Below are 18438 nucleotides of genomic sequence, written 5' to 3'. Positions count from 1 at the left end.
CAAAATGAAGCAACAAAAGGCGTTGATACTTGAGCTCTTTTTCATTATCCTAGCCTCAGCTGTTCTTTTCTCCGCTGGAGAAGGAGGAAACGCTGCACTCTGCTCCCCTCCATGTCAAGAAGGTTATATCTGCCAAAACGGCGAATGTATTGCAGAAAACGTCAACGTTCAGCTTCCAATCTGTGGAAACGGAGTTCTTGACCAAGGCGAGGAGTGCGAAGTTTCTGCAGTAGAACTAAGAGGCGGATGTCCTTTAACTGCCTCATGCTCTAACTGCCGTTGCCAGTCACAATGGCTTCCTCTAGTACTCATAGCTTTTCTTATCTCCGCTTCATTAATATCGCTACTTTATATGGGTAGCTCCGTCTTCAATATAACTGAACTAAAAACCTATACTAAAGATGAGCTGACCCAACTTATCTTTACAGCACTGATTCTAGCTTCTCTTACTAGCATGGCTTATTATCTAGACGCCTCTCTCCTCCCAGCATTTAAGTCTTTAGCTGGTGGGGCAGAAGTAGAGGGGACATTTTATGACTACGCGTTTGCAACCCTTGAAGATGTAAAGAGCAATTACGAAGACCTACTCTCAAACTATCTTGAAATTTCAAAGAAATCGGGACAAGAAGGCTCAAAATCCGGCTATTGCTCAATATTAGGTGTTGGGTATTCAATAATCACATGTTCCGCCATAAATGCAATGCGCCCTTCCATCACCCATGCGACAACATCATTGTCTCTTGCTGTTACAGATTTTCAGGCAATTTTCCTTATCATGAGCTTTGCAAAGAATTATGCTTTCTCTATCCTGCTTCCTATAGGAATCTTCCTTCGCACTTTCAACTTCACGCGAAAAGTAGGTGGAACGTTAATAGCATTTGCAGCTGGGCTATACCTTGTCCTGCCGCTTACTTTCCTTTTTTCAGAAAAAATTCTTTTTGGAGAAATTTTAGACTCTAATGAGTACTTGCAAGCTTACAGAAGCAACCAAAATTCTAATCTTGCAAATACGATTCGCACTCAAACATGCGACCCATTTGATTTTTCCTACGCAAGCACACGCGAAAAATTCATCGAACCATTAATCGGCCAAACAGAAATAGGCGATAACAAAAGCATTTACAACTTTGAACCACTCATCTTTCAAGTATATCTGCGCTCCATATTTGCGACTGCGCTGAACCTAACAATAACGCTTCTGTTTATCCAGTGGCTTGCAGCAATGTTTGGCTCTCAAATAGACATATCGACCCTTGTGAGGTTGTCGCAATGATAAGAACAAACAACACACTATTATTTTTTGTTCTTGCCCTCGGAGGGTTTGCATTTTCCCAACAAGCGATATGTGAGCAGCCACAAAATCTATTTTCGCCTGCAATCTCTTACGCAACCGCGGGATTTGCGGCACTTGCAGGACTGATAGCAATAACATATGCTGCTGGAGAGTTTCTCAGCTATCCTCGGCTAGTGGCCTGGTCAAAAGATGAAGTTATGCAACTTATCAGCACTGCCATTATAATTGCACTAATACTCCAAATTTTGACGCTCTTCTGCTCTATTGAGGTAGGAAGCGCAGTAACGCTCACCAACCTTCCGCAGATACCTATTGAATCTCAAGCCAATGTAGATTTTCAGGAGTCAGACAACGTCTACACTGCAGCAAAAAAGTTTTTAGTCTATATGCAAACAATCTCCTATTCTACGTTTTATAATCTACGCGAAATTATAGGCCTAAATGAAAGGAAATTGACTCTCACACTATGGAACTGCAAAACCCTCTGCATCCTTGGGGGTTCTGGAGTTTCTTTAAATCCAGAATCCGGAGTGCAGGCACACAACGCAGTTCTCACTTTGTTTATGAACTCGTCTCTAATATCCCTTGCTACCATCCTTGCGCAGATAGGCGTCTATAACATTCTTCTTGTAGGCACCGATTATACTAACTCCTTTCTCATCTTCTGCCTTGTTTGGGGTATCATACTTCGCAGCATACCATTTATGCGCATGTTTGGAGGTTCCCTGATAGGCCTTGGAGTCGCGCTTTACATCTTCTTTCCGTTCCTCTTGATGTTGGAGGGCCTTTTCTTTCCAGCGATTTACTCCTCTACAATCCAAGAAGGTACAGACGTTATCTTCCTTATAAAAAATGCAACTCTAATATTCTTTGGTTCAGTCTTTATAACTTCCATCAATCTTATTGTTGTTGTTGCGGCTATATCGCAGGTTTCAGGATTGTTAGGACAAGAGGTTGATGCAGGAAGATTATCGAGGTTGATATGAATGGAGCCCGCATACATCCTCCAATCTTATGGCTCAACCACAGGCCTCATCTCCGTCTGGGAAGGCCTTGGGTGGAATGCCGTTGCGCTTTCAGCAGTAGCACTATGCATTTTCTTCTTTACAATAGTATACGTCATTGGAAGGTCATTATCTCTTGAAAATATAAAGCGCTGGGCCATTTCAGAGATGCTTCAGGCATCTGCATCATCAATCCTCATAGTCATGCTTATAAATCTTGTCAACCTAGCCGCATTTATCACCATTGCAATAATAATAGGCCAAGATACCGCAATAGAGTGTGGAGGACAGCCGATAACATTTTCAATCGACCAAAACGGACTTATAATCGGAAACCCAATATCCTTTGCAAAGTGCAGAATACAGGAAAAAATAAACTTTCTTGACAAAATGTATCAGAGAATTTTTGAACAAAACAAAGAAACCGAAAAGCAAGCTGCATTTTGTTTGAGCTTTGTAGGCATTCAGGTTTACTGCGGTGACTGGTTCTTGCGTGGAGATGTTGAGCGCGCCCATCTTCTTGGCTCAAAAATAACTCCACTCCTTATCCATCTACACGCGCAATACATCTTCCTCGATTATATAGAGAAGAATATGCTGTCAGTTTTTCTTCCTCTTGGCATCCTCCTTCGAATATTTCAATTTACAAGAGGGGCCGGAGGCCTTCTTATAGCCGTTGCGATGGGCTTTTATTTTATACTCCCTGCATTCTATGTCGTTATGGATCCAGCATATGCTCACGGATCCGGCGATATAGACGTCACTCCAAAAACAGAGGTGTTCAATGCATGCTATGCCGGTTTTTCTGGCGCATCAGTTACACTTTCAACAATAACCCAGAACGTTGACATAAGCAGAAGTACATTTGAACTCTTCTCATCAGAGCTTGCAACCCTTACCATCGGTATAATGTACTATCCATTTATTGCTTTTGCTCTAACTCTTATTTTTGTGCGCATAATAACACCACTCCTTGGAGGGGAATTAGGAGAACTTACTTCAGCTATATCAAAGGTGATATGAGTACATGAAAAAGATTTCAGTTTCGGCATCAATCGGCTCGTTCATTTTAGTGATATCCCCTCTCCTTTTTCTTGTCGGATGCGTTGCTCAAACCGCATACACTTCTTGTTGCGCTTCAGGTAACTACACCTCAAGCTTTCAATGTAGAGATGTTCTAAGCCTCAATGGAAGCCAGAGGCTTGAATGCCCAAGCATATCAGATTTAGGTCCCGAAAATGAAAGGCTAAACTGCACATATTACTGCGACCCTTCTATCTGTCCAGCAGATGCAAATGGAAATCCTCAATGGTGTCCACCAGGCTGTGTCAATGGTGTAGACAGCAAAATCCCCGTTTGCGGCCAAATTCCATCTGACCCCTGTATAGCGCCAGACTGCGCGGCAATGATTTGCGGCAGGACCTCCTATAACCCACGCATATCTATGAGTTTGTCTGACTACCTTAATGCACGAGACCGAGCACTACCCCAACCACAAGACCTAAACCCAACCGCCTTCTCTACTTCTTCTTTTGATTTTACAGATGTTCCGGAGGGGCTGTTTGGAACTTTCTGTTCTTTCAAGCCACTCAACAAAGAGACAAATAGGGAATTTAAGTCGTCTCCGACAGCGTTCATAAACACATTCCGCTTTGGAGTCGCAAACAATTTCTCAACATTCGAAGAGGCGCGCCTTTATACTCCCATCTCAGATGTCTTCTGCGGCTTTAGTGATTATAACAAATACCAAAAAGACAGATATCTAAATTACGTTGAGCGGCAGTTTGCATCAGGGCCACTCAAAGGCTACCTTATCGGGTATACAACTAAATGGGGCGAAGCCCACCCCGTAAATTCTCCTTCGGGTGTACTTATAACAGCAAACTGTTATTCAAACATAGATGAGCTTCTAAGGGGAACACCATGCGAGGACTATAAATACGGCGACGGCGGCGAGTGCCACTGGACAAAGGAGTTTAACATATCCATAGTAAAGAGAATAAAGTGGACTTGTGCCAGCACAGGAAAGCAGTACTCAAGCAAAGGAGCGTGCATGGATAATTGCTACCCACAGCGTTCATGCTCTCTCCCAACAGGACAGGCTGATGAGAGAGTATATCTACCATTCTTAGCAAGAAGTCAATATGTAACAACAGAAGAAAAATTAAATATTTCAAGGCCCAATGGCACGCTTTACGCAACAGAGACTACAAAAAAAATAGACACCGATTATTATATCTCCAAAATAAAAGAACAATACGAATTTGAAATAGCAAACGGCTACTGCCCAGAACCAGGCTGCGTTTGCTACTTGGATGAAAATTCCAACAACAGGCTTGACAACGAAGAGCAGGTAGGGCCAGAACTGTGTGATAATCGCAACTCAAAAATCCTAAACATAATTCCGGGCGCAAGTGCGCTTTGCCAATCAAACGGGGAGTGCTACTCTGGCATCTGCAACAAGAATATACTCCCAACCAACAAATGCATTCTTAAAGACGGAACGCCCGTTGACTGCGGCTGCTACATCGATAGCTTTGGAAAGACAAAGTGCAAGGTAAACGCTCTTTCTGCTAACGAAAAACTTCCTATGAGAGCTACTATTCATCCGCGAGATACATCGGTCGGTTCAGCATGTTATGTTTGCACAGGAGGCAACTTTTCTAACAGCGGCAGTTCCCAAACCTTTCGCTGTACTGCTACAATTGACGGCAATACTTATTCATTTTCTAGAGACGGAGACTCCCGAGGTTATCAAGGCCTTGGAAATCAAGACTTCTGCCCATACGAAGGACAGCCTGAAAGAGCAATTCCACCAATTCCAGATGAAAGAACTCTATTCCCTAATGATAGGTGGTCTGATACGCTGTATATCTGTCACTCAATTTCAGTAGGCAGTGGTGAAAATCAACAAGGAGTTGGTCAGATAGGCGATAACCATTATAATTGCAGATACTGGTACGAGAACAACAGACTCGAAGGCCCGCTAGAGATAGACATGTCCAAAACAACGACTTCTAATGAAACTTCTCGTGCCTATACTGTCCTGTACAACTCCCACTACACAGAACAAGAAATAAAACAAAGAATACCACTTCTTAGCGCCTGCAACATGAGGCTTGGAACTGATTTTCACATAAGATACGGCACATTCACTATTTTCGAGCTTAAATTCTTTGATCATGAGGGAGGCAGTTTAGATTGGTGGCCCCATGAACTTTTCTGGGAACCAACAAGAACCCAAACCCTTGTGCTTATCACTCCACACCAAGGAGAAGGCCAAGATGCTGGAAAAATCCTTTTTGGAGACTGTCTTTCCGACCCAGAGCGCGAAGGCCAACTTCTCATCTACTCTTGGGGAGGGTGCGAGCCCTGCTCACTTTCTACCAGTGCAGTGCAACAAATTTCGCCTACCGAGCAAAACACTCCAGTTTGCCTTACTCAAAGCGAGAGCTATGGGGAATGCACAGCTTCCAATGGATATTGTTATGACTGTGCGCCTCCCTCTCCCTTTAAGTCATACAACGACACAGACGCAAAGGGTGTGACAGTGTATGTCCAAGACGAACAACCCAACCAATCACCCCATCCAACAATGACTGCCCAAGGTCCCTCGTTTTTGCCAGACCCAAACTACCTCCATGTAAAAATACAAAAATATCAAAAAGCCTCCACTCTTCCAATTCTTGTTGTTCCAAACACGCTTCCGTATTTAGCAAATGTAACTTCTTTTTCCTGTATAGGCGACTGCGAAGACAAAACCATGCTTCGATGCGAAGATTCTCCATCATGTGAATGGACCGGTAGTGCCTGTGCATCAAACGGGTGGTGCGAGCAACACAATCCTTCAGAATGTTACTCCTATTACTCCTGTAGACTCTCACCACAAAACAAATTCGACACATTTCTTCCAGCAAATCTTGCAAAATACCTAAAGGACCAAGGAACAACAATACTTGCTCTTCACACTATTAACCTCTCAGAGGTTACAATTCTAAACAACAACGGACAACAGTACCTTCTGCGAAACACCTCTAAGATAGAAGACATAAAAAACAAAGTCATATACTACAAACGCAAGTTTCCTCACGCCCTAACTGCAGTCATAATTCCTGCCCTTAGAGGCGTTTCACCGACTTTAGATGGCGAGGCTATTCCAATGCAAGACGTTAATGCAATTTCTTATGCCTTGCTCCTAAATGAGCAGGCAGACGGAAACGTACAAACAATTAACGGGATAACTTACAAAAGAGTAGTGCACACGCCCTCGCCAGGTACGATAGACACTGAATTTTTAAAAGAGCTTGACCTGATAATCATAATGCCCTATATTCCCGAAATGGCTTATTATTCAGGAGGAAATCCGTCGTTCTGCGCGCTGTCCCCGGAAGAGCAAGCGCTCCTGATGGCAACAAACTTGACAAACGCTTCAAGAAAGCTTCTTATGGATTTCAACTTACCATCCCTCATATACTTTGGAGAAAGGGCAACAGAGGCTCCTCAGTGTGACAGCTGGCAAGATATAGACAGGGCGCGACTGATTCAGGAGCTAATAAAACTCTCGTCAAACTTATCCTCCAGTGGAATTATAGGAATCCATGAGCCAAGAAATGAACTCCAACCTTATGGTTTTAATGAGACTCTCTCTCCAGAGGAGCAGCCATTTTGCGTGATTCAAAACGCCTCAAGGCTCACCGTTGACTTATCAACAAAAACGACTTATGTTAGATTGGTTGCAGATAGCCAGAAGTGCACATGTGAAAGAAGAACAAAGTCAGAGCAGACAGCCGGCGTTTCAAATATTTGTGCAGATGGCTCTATGTGTGATATTCCAGCAGGAGATGACTGGCCTTACGGCTATAAATGCCCACTTCTATGCGCAAGAAGAGAGGTATGCAGCGAGAGACTCTGTACAAATCCGTCTTACGATGGGGACGAATCTCAAGATTTTGTTAAGTGTACTTATACTGACGGCACGGTAAAAGAACCACCCTCCATTCAGAATATGTCTTATAACAACCCAGAAACAGAACAAGACGAATCCTTCCTGTACATTGAGTATCTTGCGTCACTTCCTCCATCCATGAGGTGTTGCATAGCAAGCGAAGAGGACAGCAATCTCGACGGGCAGATTCAGCCTGACGAAAAGGTATACCATACCTATGCAAAAATGGAAGTAGCAGGGAGAGACGTAACCCCAATCATATATGGAAACAGAGGAAGAGACGTTCCAGCATGTAAACCCGGACTTGACATCTCCAAGTCATGCGTCTTTGCAAACGTTGTGTCAAATCAACAGCTAAAATGCGAGGAGGAAACTTAGATAGCAAAGATTAGAGGCAGATAGCGCAAGGAAGCCTATATCCTTCGTTTTCAATATTGTGGCAATATTATTACCCTATAGGCAGCAACAACTATAGAAAGCAAAGATTAGAAGTTAGATAGCGCAAGAAAGAGCCAGTCTAAACACATTCAAGCACCAGAACTTCAGAAAAAAGTGTTTTTAAGGATTTTGAGAAAACCGCAAGCTCCAGAAGAGGGAATGGATATGATATACATCTGGCTTTTAGTAAGGGGCAGGCTGAAAGCCTCGCTTGCGCTTGGCTCTTACACCTCCCTCCTATCAAAGTCGTCTGCTACGACCGCCAAACCGCCTCGTTTTGAGATGAGCTTCGACCTTAGATGCTTTCAGGTCTTATCCCATAAAGCGTAGCTGCCCGGCATCTGCTTTTCACAACCGGTACACCAGAGGCTTCGAACCCAAGTTCCTCTCGTACTTAAGGGTTCTTCCTCTCAGGCGGATTTGCACTCCCAGGAGATACTACCGAACTGTCTCGCGACGTTCTGAACCCAGCTCGTGTAGGTCTTTAATGGATGAACAACCCAACCATTGGCGGCTCCTGCACCGCCAGGATGACCTAGGCCGACAGCGATGTACCAAACCGCGGGGTCGATGGGTATTTGAGCACCTACCTTCTTTTTTAAAAACTTAAAGATAGGCGTCTCTCGCCCGCGACGAGCCTGTTACCCCCGGGGTAGCTTGTCTGACAGCTTGGACCCTCATCAAAAGGGATACCAAGGTTCGTTAGGCCCGGCTTTCGCCTCTGCATCCGATGCTTTTAGGGATACAGTCAGTCCGGCATTTGTCCTTGTCCCTTAACGGTGCATTTCTGACGCACCTAAGCCGAACATTGGGCATCCTTGTTTCCTTATCGAGGATGTACCGCCCCAGCCAAACTATCCACCTGTCGCTGTCCCTTCCGGTAAGAAATGCAATAACAGCCGAATGGTGTTACAACGGCGCCTATCCGCACCCCAAAAGGTACGGCTTAACGGCTCCCATTTACGCTCCGCGACCATCACCGCATTCCAACAACAGGCTATAGTAAAGCTCCACGGGGTCTTCGTTTCCCCCTGGAAGTCCTCTGCATATTCACAGAGTAGTAAGTTCACCAGGTCCCTCGTAGGGACAGTGGGAGACTCGTTATGCCCTTCATGCAAGCCACCAATTAAGCGGCGAGGTATTACGCTACCTTAAGAGGGTCAGAGTTACCCCCGCTCTTTGCTGGCGCTTCGCTCCGTTGGACCGGAGTTTGACGTACCAGTAGTGAGCAGGCATCGGCCATTGTACTCAGCCTTTCGGCTCAGCGATGACCTGTGTTTTTGGTAAACAGTCGGTCTCCCCTTGTCACTGAGACCTGCAGTTCCTTTTTAGAGAACCGCAGGCATGGCTTATCCCGAAGTTACGCCACTAATTTGCCAAGTTCCCTTACGAGAGTTCTCCTGCCACGCCTTGGCTTTTTCTGCCAGCACCACCTGTACTGGTTCTAGGTACGAGCAGACGGAATCGCTGTGTCTTTCCTTTTCACGGGCTCCAGGGGTCAGCTCAACCGTGTGGCCTTCGCAGTTTGTTCTCCTTCTCCTAACAACTAGACTCCAGAGAACTATCCTGCTTAAATGGAGTCTCCTCCACTGAGCCTACCCCAAAGCGTCAGAAAGACACCCTCGCGTTACCGCACCTATCCGTCTGGAACCGGAATCTTAACCGGTTTCCCTTTCGCGTCTTTGCGATTAGCGCGACGCTTAGGATCGCCTTACCCTTGGCTGACGAGCATCGCCAAGGAACCCGCGTGCTTCCGGCGTCCAGGATTCTCACCTGGATATGCTGCTACTAATACCAGGATTATCATAACCAGCCGGTCCACGCGAGCTTACGCCCGCGCTTCTGCCCAACCGGTTCGCCTCCTTACCAGATTGCGCGCATCTACATAATGCGCCACTCCGCGGTATCGGCACTTGGCTTATAGCCCCGAGCATTTTCAGAATCTGCGCTCTCGGCTGGTCCGCTATTACGCGTTGTTTGAAGGATGGCTGCTTCTAAGCCTACCTCCCAGCTGTTTTTGAGCAGAGACTCTTTTAAGTTGCACTTAGCCAAGATTTGGGGGCCTTAACCGCGGTAACGGTTGTTCCCGTACAGTCCTCTCGGCTTACCCGAGAGAAGCCTACTAGCACCATCTACGCTTCATACAGATTCGGAGTTTGACAAGAAGGCGAGCCCTCTCGGGCCCATTCCTCCTAATCAGTGCTCTACCCTGTATGACATGCTCCGGCGCCGCTATACTGAGATATACTTCAGGAGGAGCCCGCTATTGCCGAGTTCGACTGGACTATCACCCCTATACGCAGGTCACCCAAACAGAATATACTAGTACTGGTTGCGGGCCTTCACCAGCCGTCAGGCCGGCTTCGCCCTGCCCACGTATAGCTCACATCGGCTTCGGGTCTTTCCCCAACGACTTGTCGCACGTTAGTACTCGCTTTCGCTCCGGCTTTCGCCTCGCCGTTGAGGAAAACTCCCTGGCCCTTGCTTATAGAAGGACGATGCAACCATGCTACTTCCTTCTCGCTTCTGCCGTCTCCAGCAGTTGCTTTGAAGGACATAAACCGCTTTTTGGCCGCATCAAACTGTGGCTTGACAGTTTCAAGCTCTTTTCACACCCCTCCCGGGGTCCTTTTCAGCTTTCGCTCGCGCTACTTGTACGCTATCGGTCTTGGGGTATATTTAGGGTTGGCAGTTGATTCTGCCATATTTGTGCCCAATCACCAATGGACACTACTCTTTTTACCTCGTCTCTCTCCGGTTCGAATACGGGGCTTTCACCCTCTATGGCACCACTTTCCAGAGGTTTCTTCTCCACAGAGAGAGATTTTGCGGTCCCACATCTTTTCCGCCTCGCGACGGACTATTCGGGTCGCCCTGTTTGGCGTTCAGTCGCCCTTACTAGCCAAATCAAATTTTTTTCTTTTCCTGCGGGTACTAGAATGTTTTAATTCCCCGCGTAAATCCGCAACCCCGTGATTACAGGCAGCCTGCGCCTACCACGGGCATTTCGCTGCTTGCCACGGCGGATATATTGCCCAAGCCAAGCTATCCCCTGCCAAGCCTAAAGCAGCATATCATATCCATACTCTCTTGTGAATCTTACGGTTTTCCCTTCATCCTCATAAAGCGCTCGCGCAACCGCACGACGCGCTCGCATTCTTCATCCGCCGCCCTTAGCGTCAAAAATGCGATTGCTTACCCTAAGGCAAGTAATAATTCCATCGCAATCCCTTGTCTGGGATGCTAATGTTTCAGGCCAGGTGCCAGCCTGAAAATCGGTAAGCCATATTTGAATACAAAGTTATTTATAAATGTTCCTCCAAATCTTCCACATTCTCAGAGAATCGGCACACAGAGAGCAAGACAAATTTACGCTCTTATCTATAATTCGACCCTTCAAGCTAACTTTCGTCGCGGTTGATGAAGAGGATAGAAGGAGGAGCCCGCTATAACTCTACAAAAGTAACAGAGGTGATGTAAGTATGAATAAAGCATATATAAACAAAACACAAGATAAGATTCCAAACCAGCAGGAACCGTTACATAAAAAGCCTTTGACGAAGTATATACAGAATTCAAAATGTCTCATAGAGAACGAAACACTGTCTTATATCAAAAATAGGGGAAGTCCAAATTACACAAGATTGGACACACTCCCTTACTTTAAAAATAACGGCTTTGTCCGCCAGACAATCCAAACCCCACCAATTCTCCTTCACAGATATAACTATTTTGACCTCTCAACCACTTTATTTAATAACAAAGCCCACCGGCTGTGGCTGATTGAGTACCTAAAAAATTTCCTTTCCTCAGCAAGCCAAGACCACACGAAAAAAACAGGAAATCTCCCAGGCGCTCCTGCATTCTCATTTTATGGAAGCTCTGCCTACACTTCAAAACCAAACAAGAAGTTCTATGTTCTGCAATATGTGCTCTACGATAGCTCCGTTGGCAAATATCTAAACTCGGAGAAAAGCAACGGCTATTTAGTCATATCAACAAATTCCAGTACGGACAAGCACGCATTAGTTGCAGCTGAAGTTCTCAAACTAATCGCAACCAAGATACTAAAAATACCTCTCCACGTAGAGTTTGCCTCGCCACCCCATATGGAAGAAGAATTAGATTCAAGATAATCAAAATAAAAAACAGGCAGTCCCCCTTTCTATTTTGCGAGAAACTGAGAGAAACTAAAAACCAGTTCTTCAAGACTAACTAATAAGTCAATGCTAATTAATAAGTTGTAATGCAGACGAAAGCCCATAAGTCGACTCTGATTAATAAGTTGTAATGCAAAAGCAAGTTCGCAAGAAGATCAAGCTGTGTGGCAGAGCAGGAGCAAACATGGGCACGCTGTTGTGCTTAAAGATGGACTCGGTGGGAATTTCAAAAGGAAGAAAGCAAGCTCTTTCCCTTCCATTTTTGAACCCACGGCCTCGTGCTTTTTTGTTCCTCATCAATTTCTCTTTCAGAAATGCAAAGCACGCGCGCTACCACTGCGCCACGAGCCCATCGCAAAGTTTCTATTTATCCCTCATCCACAGTGCTACTATTTTATATTTATAATATAGGAGAGTTTATAAAAATCGGCTAAAATAAAAAGTAGCTAAATAACTTAAAAAACCAACATGCCACGAAGACTACCCCCAATATTATAAAGCAAATGAGACTAAACTCGATTAATACTCGAAAGCCAAGCCGTCACAAAGAAAAAACAACAGCTAAAATTCGCGCAAACTAAGAAGCGAAATACTTTTCTCGTCTTAGATACCACAAGAAAGAAAGCAAAGAGTACTTCTAAAGGGTGTTCTTAGAATGGGGCTGCTGAGATTTGAACTCAGACCGCCAGGTCCCAAACCTGGAAGCATACCAAGTTAGCACACAGCCCCTTTCAAAGTTTCTTAAATCCACTATTCCCTCGCAAGCATCGGTTTATGAGGGTTTTCGTCTTTCAAGCGTATATGAACCGAATGACTCTTTTTTTAGATAAAAACCTTTTTTTAAATAGAGTAGCACAGCAGGGTTTGTGCATCTTACTCTTAGCAATATACGCAGTGCTCCTTTCTGTTCACAAAATTTTATGGCTTTATCTGCCAACTTGCCTCCTATCCCTCTGTTGCGGAATTTTGGAAGAACCCCTATCCCCTGTAGCACATAAGTGCCACCGCCCTTATCAAAGACATGCGAAAACCCGACAACCTCTTTTTTAACTCTTGCATAGAAATAGACGTCCTTGTCTGAAAACCGTATTTGGCTGCTAGGAAAAATAGCCTTAACAACTGGATAGATATCGCAGAAGTCTTCTTCATCCAAAACCCGAAAAATCCGTATTCTCCCCATTTAAATCTTTATAAAACTGACTTTAATTTCATCTTTGATTGTTATCTCAGCCGCATTTAGTTTCTCTCCGCTTCCAAGCTTTACTACCGTCGTTTCCTTGTGAAGAACTTTTCCCTGATGCTCGTGTATATGCCCACATATGCAGAGAATAGGCTTCTTGTCTTCTATGGCTTTGCGAACAGATACGCTTCCCACATGAACTCCGACACCAACAGTGTCAAAGAGCCCAAATGGAGGCGGATGAGATAGAAATATAGAATATTCATCCATATTAGAATCAGATATACACTTTTCTATTGCCTCCTCAGAATATTCACAAGGAGTCCCAAAGGGAGTAGGATTCGAGCCGCCCAACCCAACAACGTTCCATTCGCCGATATTTATTTTTTTTCCATGAACTGATGCACCTTTCTGCTCGATCAACTTTTGAACAGGAAACGGATCCATATTTCCATGTACAAAAAGCCCTTTTTCTCGCAGTATATCAAGAAGGTCTTCGGCGTAGCTAACAGGGCCATTAGTGGTAATATCGCCAACTATGAATATCCAGTCATAGTCGTTTTCTCTCATCATTATTACGCGGAGGCGATCAAGCGCCTCTTCGCTTGCATGAAGATCAGAAAGTGCAAGGAATTTCATTCTCGTCTGCTCCCTCCTCTTATCTCACCAAGGCGATCAAGCGCCTCTTCGCTTGCATGAAGATCAGAAAGTGCAAGGAATTTCATTCTCGTCTGCTCCCTCCTCTTATCTCACCAAGGCGATCAAGCGCCTCTTCGCTTGCATGAAGATCAGAAAGTGCAAGGAATTTCATTCTCGTCTGCTCCCTCCTCTTATCTCACCAACTCGCCTTTCAAACTCCTCCTTTAATTTTTTCCCTATTTGCGCTCCAGTGAATGCATCCGCCCTTGCGGCTATGGCTATCTTTGATGCAAGGGCGCGCGCGATTTTTCCGCGAAGCTTTCTTGGCGCTCCTGATATTGAAGGATGCTGAAAGATGACCCCGTGCTTTGGTGGTTTTGAACCAGTTTTTAGATGCTTAAATAAAGCTTTTGTTGCACCCATAACCTGAATCGTACTTGCAGGAAGAAGAGCAAGCTTCCTAAGTGAGCCTGCAAGAGATACCATCTTCGCGGCAAGAGCCGGCTCAAGCAAGTAAGATAAGTTTGGATAGAATTTCCTTGCAAGAGAAGCCTGATACTTTTCAATCTCATCACGCAACTCATAAAGCTCAAGAACGTGCCTTGCAAGCTTGCGCACTTCTTCCAAATCATCATCAGAGAAATCTGCACCGGCAGAGGTCTTGGCTTTAGAGACTACTACTTCTGCGTTCTTCTCACCAACAACAGATAGAATAGAAGCGACGTTTTGCTTTTTTCTGTCAAACTTAATGACTACCTGGCAGTATGTGCGCATATCTGACAGCTTTAACTCTGGAAAATACAGTCCGTACCATTCAGCCAATTTCTCATACAAAACATTTATGCATCTGTCAAGTTCGCTTATAGTTGCAACGGTTTGGGAAATAAGGAGATCAGGGGAAGAAATCTTCTCCTTCATAGACATGCGTGCCATTTCTAGGTATTTCTCTCTTTCAATCATAATTTGCCCTATAAGTTAATGCAAGGCAAGATATAAAATATATACACAATTAATAATTTGCGATGAAGCACCAGAAATTGTATGAACGGCTAATGGAAATAGCGCTCCAACGTTCTTTTTTGATTCCCTCATTCGAAATCTACGGATCAATCAGTGGTTTTTATGACTACGGACCTGTAGGTTGCCTGATGAAAAAGAAGATAGAGGACTATTTCAGAAAATTTTTCATAAAAAGCGAGGGTTTTTTTGAGATAGAAACTTCTACAGTATTGCCTTCAGTTGTGCTTGAAGCCTCAGGGCACGCAAAGAATTTTGTTGATCCTCTAATCAGATGCAAGGCCTGTTCATCCGAATTCAAAGCCGACGAGTTCCTCGATCAAAAGAAGCTCGAAGCGTCAGGCTGGAATTCACCCGAAGAGCTATTACCTCTGCTAAAGAAGGAAGGAATCGCCTGTCCAGCCTGCGGAGGGGAGTTTGAAAGCAAGGGTTGGTTTAACTTGATGTTCAAGACGAACATAGGTCCAGTGGAAGGAAATACAGGATACTTCAGACCAGAAACCGCCCAGGGAATATTCCTGGACTTCTCAAGAATTTTCAGGAACCATGGAACAAAGCTTCCAATCTGTGTCGGTCAGATAGGAAAAAGTTTCAGAAACGAAATCTCTCCCCGCAAGGGTATCTTGCGCCTCAGGGAATTTACACAGATGGAACTTGAGTACTTTTTTGACCCGCGAAGCCCAACAATAGAGAAATTTTCTCAAGTCGAGACTGAACAGATAAGAATAATGGTTGCCGGAAGCGACAGAATCCAAAAGATGTCGGCAGCCGAAGCTGTAAGAAAAGGAATAATCCCGAACGAGATAATGGCATATTTTATGGTCAGGCAAACGCAATTTTATACATCTCTTGGCATTCCGTACGAGAAATTTTATTTTAAGAAAATGGGAAAAAAGGACACACCCCATTATTCAGCCGGGAATTTTGATCTGGAAATCGAAACCTCTTTTGGAGTCATAGAAACTATTGGCAATGCCTATCGGACCGACTTCGACCTATCGTCTCATTCTTCAAAAAGCGGAGTTGATCTTCGCGTTTATGTAAACCACAACAATCCAAACGAAGCAAAAGAAGGAAAGGAAAACGAACGGAAGATAATCCCACATGTAGTTGAACCTTCAATGGGGCTTGACAGATTATTCTGGTGCATACTCGAACACACCTTCAGAGAAAAAGGAAACAAAAAAGATTGGGCGTGGTTTGATTTTCCCCCAGTCATTGCTCCTTACTCATGCGCAGTTTATCCGCTTATGAGGAGAGACGGCCTTAGTGAGAAAGCACTTGACCTTCTTGGAAATTTAAGAGCAGAAGGATTGGACGTTATATATACTGAGAGCGGTTCAATAGGACGTAGATATGCTCGAGCAGATGAGATAGGCATCCCCTATTGTCTTACAATAGATTATGACACTCTCAAAGACGATACAGTGACTATACGTTACAGAAACGATGGTAAGCAGGAGCGCATAAAAGTTGGAGAAGTCTACAGCACCATAATCCGAAACATAAAAGAAGGAAGAGTAACCCTGTAAAAATTGCAGTCATCTAAATGTTCGGATTCTGGAAGCGTTATCAATAGCTTATGTGGTCTAATCCTTAGAAAATTCAACCATATTAGAAAAAAATCATAGAGCCTGCTCCCGAAAACGATTCGAACTTGACAAATATCTAACATAACTTAACAAATCAACCCAACAAACATAGAGCAAAACACACCCCCAACGTCTGTCCAAGCTAAAGTCAAACAACAACTCGCAACATCCGCTTCGCATCCGAACATTTCCTCCTCAAGAACTCATGCACTATCTTGCACTATCTTATACTCAAAGTCTCATCAAAAAAAAGACTAAGCTTGCGGAAACGCTCCAGCTACAAACCACAAAACCTCAACAACTTATCTTAAAGGTCCCCAAAACGTTTATATAACTATTGAAATCAAAAGATGCTAAGATGAATAAGACAAAAACAACAGAAAGGGGGGCTACTCCCCACGACCCGACAGTTACACTTTTTATTGGCATCGTTGGGTTTCTTCTTTTTGGTTTGTTCCCTGCCCTGGGGCACATTTATATCAGAAGAATAAAACGTGGAATTGTCCTAAACATAATTTATCTACTCGCTCTAGTTATAGGGGCAATTATCTACTCACTTGTCAGTGTGGCATCCCCTTTACTTGGAATTGGGGCTCTATGTTGCATTCCTTTTGTTGTTTTTTTATTATTAGTCGGGTTCGCTGTTGCAATAATAGCTGATGCATACAAGATTGCAAAAGGGGAGGGTGAATTTATAAAAATAAATCTATAAAATCTCCAGATTCTTTAGCAAAGGTTGATTTTTTATGCACATAATTGAAGCCGGTGACAATGTACAACGAGGCATTTCTGTTGTTTTAGGCGGACTTAGCGGCGGAATCGCTGGAAGCGTCTGTTGCTTTATTCCTTACATAATTGGAGGAGCAGTATCCTCAAGTGCACTGCGGTTTCAATATGGTGGACCAATATCAACAAAAGACGGCGCAGTTATTGGAGCCATGGGAGGTTTTGTTGCTGGCATACTTGGAGGATTTTTAGCTGGCATAATCTATCCTCTTTTCCTTTTTCCAGCTCTTGGACTCAGATTCAACCCGCTTTTTAGTGGGGTTGCCATATTTTTTGCAAGTCTAATTATATCTCCTATCCTCTCTGCAATCGGAGGCGCAATTCTGGCAAAGATATATAAATAAGCTTTTAAAGGAAGGCCTGACAAAAAGAAGATAAACCGGGCACTTATTCTTACAAATAAGGCCAATGATGCCGCCATCTAGACAGCGGTGAGGTGAAAGGTCGTATGGGAAAAAATTACGTCAAGTTTGAAACCCCAAAAACCATTTTGGATAAAATAAAACAAGCCGTTTCAGTTGCAAAGGAGAGCGGAAGAATTAGAAAGGGAATCAACGAGGTTACAAAAAGCATAGAAGCGTCTAATCCATCCCTTGTTGTCATGGCAGAGGATGTAGATCCGGAGGAAATAGTCCTTCACATCCCACTCCTCTGCGAAGAGAAAGGAGTCTATTACTGCTATCTTCCGACAAAGAAGGAGCTTGGCAGTGCCGCAGGCCTTGATGTACCCTGCTCCTGTGTTGCTATTGAACAGGAAGGTCAGTCTTCAGAGATTGTCCGAGATATACGAGAAGCTCTCGACCCATTACTTCCAAAAAAGAAGTCTGAAGAGAAAAAAGAAGAGCAAAAGCCGGTCGAAGAACAGCCACAAGCCGAAGCAAAAAAACCCAAAAAACCCAAAAAACCAAAAAAGAAGGAAGACTCACCAGCAGCACCGTCTTGAAACCGACAAACTAAAACAAACAAATAGTGGTGTATGATTATGTCTGAAGGTTCTGAGCCAATACCTGTAGAAATAGTACAGATACGCGGTCGAACAGGCATTCACGGAGAAGTTAACCAAGTCATGTGTAAAGTATTATCTGGAAAAGATAAGGGACGCGTTATTAGGAGAAACGTTAAAGGACCAGTAAAAGTAGGAGACATAATTCTACTGCTTGAAACCGAACGAGAGGCAAAAGAGATTAAAGCGAGGTAGAAAAGATGCGCTCAAGCTTTTCTGGAAAGGAGATTCCAAAAGGGACCGGCCTCATGTACGTAAAAAAAGATGGCACCGTACTTTATTTTTTGAACAGAAAAGAATTTAGAAGCTGGCAGATGGGACGCATTGGAAGACGACTAAAATGGACACGTGCAAAGAAGAAAAAGAAATAATTCAAAGAC

The 18438-nt window shown here is 44.1% G+C and carries 14 protein-coding genes, 2 tRNA genes and 1 rRNA gene; 11 read left to right on the top strand and 6 right to left on the bottom strand.

The genetic code is table 11. The features are described from left to right. The first annotated feature begins 4 nt into the window (after positions 1 to 4). Genes QXF67_02825 through QXF67_02810 form a run of 4 tightly spaced genes read left to right on the top strand, consistent with a single transcriptional unit; the run spans position 5 to position 7621 of the window. Entirely contained in the window at positions 5 to 1273 is a 1269-nt protein-coding gene (locus QXF67_02825; GenBank protein ID MEM3060442.1) for a hypothetical protein, read from the top strand. Beyond that, complete coding sequence (locus QXF67_02820; GenBank protein MEM3060441.1) at positions 1270 to 2280, top strand: hypothetical protein; 1011 nt, start codon at positions 1270 to 1272, stop codon at positions 2278 to 2280. Before QXF67_02825 ends, QXF67_02820 begins: the two co-directional genes overlap by 4 nt. After that, on the top strand, positions 2281 to 3321 hold the full coding sequence (locus QXF67_02815) for a hypothetical protein (GenBank protein MEM3060440.1): 1041 nt from the start codon (positions 2281 to 2283) through the stop codon (positions 3319 to 3321). Between the two features lie 4 nt (positions 3322 to 3325). Further along, positions 3326 to 7621: a hypothetical protein gene (locus QXF67_02810; protein MEM3060439.1), complete on the top strand. Its 4296-nt coding sequence runs from the start codon at positions 3326 to 3328 to the stop codon at positions 7619 to 7621. A gap of 223 nt (positions 7622 to 7844) precedes the next feature. Here QXF67_02810 and QXF67_02805 read toward each other — a convergent pair. Further along, positions 7845 to 10761: ribosomal RNA gene (locus QXF67_02805) — 23S ribosomal RNA — on the bottom strand. A gap of 402 nt (positions 10762 to 11163) precedes the next feature. On the opposite strand from QXF67_02805, the gene QXF67_02800 reads away from it, so the two are divergent. Then, positions 11164 to 11817: a hypothetical protein gene (locus QXF67_02800; protein MEM3060438.1), complete on the top strand. Its 654-nt coding sequence runs from the start codon at positions 11164 to 11166 to the stop codon at positions 11815 to 11817. A gap of 233 nt (positions 11818 to 12050) precedes the next feature. Here QXF67_02800 and QXF67_02795 read toward each other — a convergent pair. From QXF67_02795 to QXF67_02775, 5 genes are all read right to left on the bottom strand, one after another. Then, positions 12051 to 12192, bottom strand: a tRNA-Ala gene (locus tag QXF67_02795). A gap of 305 nt (positions 12193 to 12497) precedes the next feature. Then, positions 12498 to 12570: transfer RNA gene (locus tag QXF67_02790), tRNA-Pro, on the bottom strand. A 43-nt stretch (positions 12571 to 12613) separates the two neighbouring features. Then, on the bottom strand, positions 12614 to 13021 hold the full coding sequence (locus QXF67_02785; GenBank protein MEM3060437.1) for a GNAT family N-acetyltransferase: 408 nt from the start codon (positions 13019 to 13021) through the stop codon (positions 12614 to 12616). Continuing rightward, a complete protein-coding gene (locus QXF67_02780) occupies positions 13022 to 13660 on the bottom strand; it encodes a metallophosphoesterase (GenBank protein MEM3060436.1) in 639 nt (212 codons plus the stop codon). A 168-nt stretch (positions 13661 to 13828) separates the two neighbouring features. Then, the gene (locus QXF67_02775; protein MEM3060435.1) at positions 13829 to 14620 is read right to left on the bottom strand and encodes a hypothetical protein; all 792 of its coding nucleotides are present in this window, start codon (positions 14618 to 14620) and stop codon (positions 13829 to 13831) included. Positions 14621 to 14682: 62 nt separating this feature from the next. On the opposite strand from QXF67_02775, the gene glyS reads away from it, so the two are divergent. From glyS to QXF67_02745, 6 genes are all read left to right on the top strand, one after another. After that, a complete protein-coding gene (glyS, locus tag QXF67_02770) occupies positions 14683 to 16209 on the top strand; it encodes a glycine--tRNA ligase (protein MEM3060434.1) in 1527 nt (508 codons plus the stop codon). 418 nt (positions 16210 to 16627) lie between these two features. Next, positions 16628 to 16981: a hypothetical protein gene (locus QXF67_02765; GenBank protein MEM3060433.1), complete on the top strand. Its 354-nt coding sequence runs from the start codon at positions 16628 to 16630 to the stop codon at positions 16979 to 16981. A 34-nt stretch (positions 16982 to 17015) separates the two neighbouring features. Next, positions 17016 to 17399 carry a hypothetical protein gene (locus QXF67_02760; protein MEM3060432.1) on the top strand — a complete coding sequence of 128 codons (384 nt, stop codon included), beginning with the start codon at positions 17016 to 17018 and terminating at the stop codon, positions 17397 to 17399. Positions 17400 to 17503: 104 nt separating this feature from the next. Continuing rightward, positions 17504 to 17998, top strand: coding sequence for a 50S ribosomal protein L7Ae (gene rpl7ae, locus QXF67_02755; GenBank protein ID MEM3060431.1), 495 nt, complete (start codon positions 17504 to 17506; stop codon positions 17996 to 17998). A gap of 39 nt (positions 17999 to 18037) precedes the next feature. Beyond that, positions 18038 to 18253, top strand: coding sequence for a 30S ribosomal protein S28e (locus QXF67_02750; protein ID MEM3060430.1), 216 nt, complete (start codon positions 18038 to 18040; stop codon positions 18251 to 18253). A 5-nt stretch (positions 18254 to 18258) separates the two neighbouring features. Beyond that, positions 18259 to 18429, top strand: coding sequence for a hypothetical protein (locus QXF67_02745; protein MEM3060429.1), 171 nt, complete (start codon positions 18259 to 18261; stop codon positions 18427 to 18429). Positions 18430 to 18438: the final 9 nt, after the last annotated feature.

This window comes from Candidatus Anstonellales archaeon (assembly GCA_038869735.1).
In the GTDB taxonomy this organism is placed as follows: Archaea; Micrarchaeota; Micrarchaeia; order Anstonellales; family CG1-02-47-40; genus JAWCQO01.
The sequence above is the reverse complement of the archived record's forward strand: the minus strand, read 5'-3'. Positions and strand labels throughout refer to the sequence as shown.

Bases quoted from the DNA above. Each gene is read 5' to 3' on its own strand.
- QXF67_02825 (MEM3060442.1), top strand. From the start codon at position 5: ATGAAGCAACAAAAGGCGTTGATACTTGAGCTCTTTTTCATTATCCTA.
- QXF67_02820 (MEM3060441.1), top strand. From the start codon at position 1,270: ATGATAAGAACAAACAACACACTATTATTTTTTGTTCTTGCCCTCGGA.
- QXF67_02815 (MEM3060440.1), top strand. From the start codon at position 2,281: ATGGAGCCCGCATACATCCTCCAATCTTATGGCTCAACCACAGGCCTC.
- QXF67_02810 (MEM3060439.1), top strand. From the start codon at position 3,326: ATGAAAAAGATTTCAGTTTCGGCATCAATCGGCTCGTTCATTTTAGTG.
- QXF67_02800 (MEM3060438.1), top strand. From the start codon at position 11,164: ATGAATAAAGCATATATAAACAAAACACAAGATAAGATTCCAAACCAG.
- QXF67_02785 (MEM3060437.1), bottom strand. From the start codon at position 13,021: ATGGGGAGAATACGGATTTTTCGGGTTTTGGATGAAGAAGACTTCTGC.
- QXF67_02780 (MEM3060436.1), bottom strand. From the start codon at position 13,660: ATGAAATTCCTTGCACTTTCTGATCTTCATGCAAGCGAAGAGGCGCTT.
- QXF67_02775 (MEM3060435.1), bottom strand. From the start codon at position 14,620: ATGATTGAAAGAGAGAAATACCTAGAAATGGCACGCATGTCTATGAAG.
- glyS (MEM3060434.1), top strand. From the start codon at position 14,683: ATGAAGCACCAGAAATTGTATGAACGGCTAATGGAAATAGCGCTCCAA.
- QXF67_02765 (MEM3060433.1), top strand. From the start codon at position 16,628: ATGAATAAGACAAAAACAACAGAAAGGGGGGCTACTCCCCACGACCCG.
- QXF67_02760 (MEM3060432.1), top strand. From the start codon at position 17,016: ATGCACATAATTGAAGCCGGTGACAATGTACAACGAGGCATTTCTGTT.
- rpl7ae (MEM3060431.1), top strand. From the start codon at position 17,504: ATGGGAAAAAATTACGTCAAGTTTGAAACCCCAAAAACCATTTTGGAT.
- QXF67_02750 (MEM3060430.1), top strand. From the start codon at position 18,038: ATGTCTGAAGGTTCTGAGCCAATACCTGTAGAAATAGTACAGATACGC.
- QXF67_02745 (MEM3060429.1), top strand. From the start codon at position 18,259: ATGCGCTCAAGCTTTTCTGGAAAGGAGATTCCAAAAGGGACCGGCCTC.